The following is a 2,434-nucleotide window of genomic DNA, read 5'->3' as shown; positions in this document are numbered from 1 at the left end:
AGGTCGAGGCGCAGACGAACCGCTTTCCATCCAGCGTTGCCGAGGGCGCCTCTCAGTGTCAGCAGTGCCGCGGTGAGCGGACATTCGAAGTCTCCCGCTGACCGGCCGCAACCGCTGCAAGGCGGTCAGTCAGCAACGGTACGTGTGACGGTATTCGTAGTGAGGCACGGCCTTTATCTCGTCTGTACAGAGGGAGGCACCATGCCGATTGATCATCCAGTGGGAGTGGTTCGCGGCTGACGGACGTGGTCCTCAACTGTCTTTCGGCGCTACGGCGCTGAAGGCATGTCCTCGGAAGCTGACGCTGCCCCCAGGCTGCGGCGCAGGCGCTGGAACTCCGCCGAGCCGCGCAATGCGGCCCGCCCCGCCTCCTGCAGCCGCTCCACGTCCTGCGGCGCGATCGTGAAGGCCGTCGGTACTTGCAGCACGCTGCGTCGCAACGCCGGGTCGTCGATGTCACGCAGGCTGATGCTGATCACGTTGATCTGCGCATCGGCCGCGAACGGGCTGCCCTGGACGCCGCGCTGGGCGTGAAGCTCGCGACTCCAGCGCTGCACGTCTTCATCGAGCATCGCCAGCGTCACCTGCGTCTCGCGGGCGCCGGCACCGAACAGCAGCGCATCCATCACCTGGCCGGTGCTCGGCACCCGGTCGCTGCGGTCGATGCGTTCGGCCAGGTCGCGCTCCGAGTTCACGGCGATCAGCAGCAATTGACGGATCGACCCGGGCGCAGCACCGCGGAAGGTCGCCTGGAACGAACCGCCGGCCACCACCTGGTCGATCAAGGACCGCACGCCCAGGTTGTCGGACACCCCACCGTCGACGAGGTGCAGGAAAGGGCGTTCGTGGGCATCGAGGTAGCTGCGCGCCGTGGCTTGCAGCACCCGGGCACGAAAGCTGTCGCCGCTGCCGGTCGGCGGGGCCGCCAGAGGGGGCGCCGGGCACTGGCCGGCGTAGTTGCGCAGCGTCATCGGCGTCAGCAGGATCGGTACCGCCGACGACGACGCGACCGCAAACGACAAGGGCACGCTGGAGAGGTCCGAGCAGATCAGCTCGAACTGCTTGGGTGAGAACTCGAACGGCGCGCCAGTGGTCAGGTCGGTCGCGGTCACCAGCAGGTCGGGGGCGCGCTTGCGCTTCGCCAGGTCGCCAAAGGTGCGGCCGCCGTACAGCCGGTCGAGCCGCTCGGCCAGCAGGTGGCTGCGGCCGAACCACGGGGAACCGAGGCGATACAGCCCCCGGGGCGTGAGTGCCGTCGTGATCAGGTCGGCCTCGACATGATCGAGCAGGAACTCGGGCTCGAAGCGCGTCAGCGTCTCGTCGCCGAAGGCCGCGAAATGCGCGGCCAGGATGCTGCCGCCCGACACCCCGCTGACCAGGCTGATCTCGTCGAACAGCGTGGTCGGGTGGCCGTCCCAGTCGAAGCGCGTGTCCTTCAACTCGCGAAGCACGCCGAGGCCGAAGGCGGCGGCACGGGCCCCGCCGCCCGACAGCGTGAGCGCCGCAACGATGGAGCGCTGCGGGGCCTCGGGGGCCGGCTGCCCCGGCCGGGCCGGGGCGTTCTGCCAGGGCTGGACCGATGAGCAGCCGGTCGCCAGGGCGATGATCGACACCGCCAGCCAGCAACGCAGGCTCGGCGCCCGCAGCGGTCTCAGGTGCATGTCGGTCCCGGCCTCAGAAGCGGTAGCTCACGGCCATCAGCAGCGAACTCACCGGGCCCCTGGCGACCAGCGGGCTGCGCGAGATGGAACGGTCGGCAAAGGTCCGCCGGACGTAGGCGTTGAGGTACCAGCGGTCCACGAGCCGCGTCTCGATCATGGCGCCGATGGAAGGGTTCAAGGCGGATCCGGGTTGGTAGGCGCTGCCGAGCACGGCTGCATCGGCGTCGGTGGTGCCGCGATAGTAGCCGGCGTAGGCCCGCGACTGGTATTCGACGCCCAGCTCCGGGTAGACGGTGRCCCGCCCCAGCGGCAGCTCGGCCAGGTAGCGTGCCTGTACGAGGTTGCCGCCGGACTTGCCCAGGTCATGCAGCACCTGCAGCCCGAACGCGCCGATGGGCGTGATCTGCAGCGTGCCCAGGCCCAGTGGCACGGAGTCGTGGCGCCGGCTCAGCAGCGTCGAATCGTAGCCATCGCTGCGGTACTGGCTGACGAGCTCGACGTGGCCGTAGCCGAGCGGAAGGACCTGGATGCCGAAGCTGTCGACGCGGGCGAACAGGGGGCCGTACTCGACGTTCAGGTAGGGCAGGGCGTCGGTCTTGGCGGGCGCGCCGAGCACCTGCGTCTGCGCGCGCGTCGCACCGACACCGACGTCGCCGCTCAGGCCGGGCTCGGCGGAATGAGCCGGCCCTGCCGCGGTGAGCATGAGCGGCAGCGCGAGCAAGGGCGGGGCCAACCAGCGCGCCATCCGTCCGCCGAACAACAGCTCGTAGAGC

General features: G+C 69.7%; 2 protein-coding genes. Both read right to left on the bottom strand.

The annotated features are described in order from the left end of the window. Window positions 1-269: 269 nt before the first annotated feature. Entirely contained in the window at window positions 270-1,661 is a 1,392-nt protein-coding gene (locus tag AC1D1T_RS31805; RefSeq protein ID WP_477827428.1) for a patatin-like phospholipase family protein, read from the bottom strand. Between the two features lie 13 nt (window positions 1,662-1,674). Then, the coding region (locus tag AC1D1T_RS31800; RefSeq protein WP_477993356.1) for a MipA/OmpV family protein at window positions 1,675-2,434 on the bottom strand (760 nt) is incomplete at its 5' end.

The organism is Rhizobacter sp. P2_H3 (genome assembly GCF_056403355.1).
The sequence above is the reverse complement of the archived record's forward strand: the minus strand, read 5'-3'. Positions and strand labels throughout refer to the sequence as shown.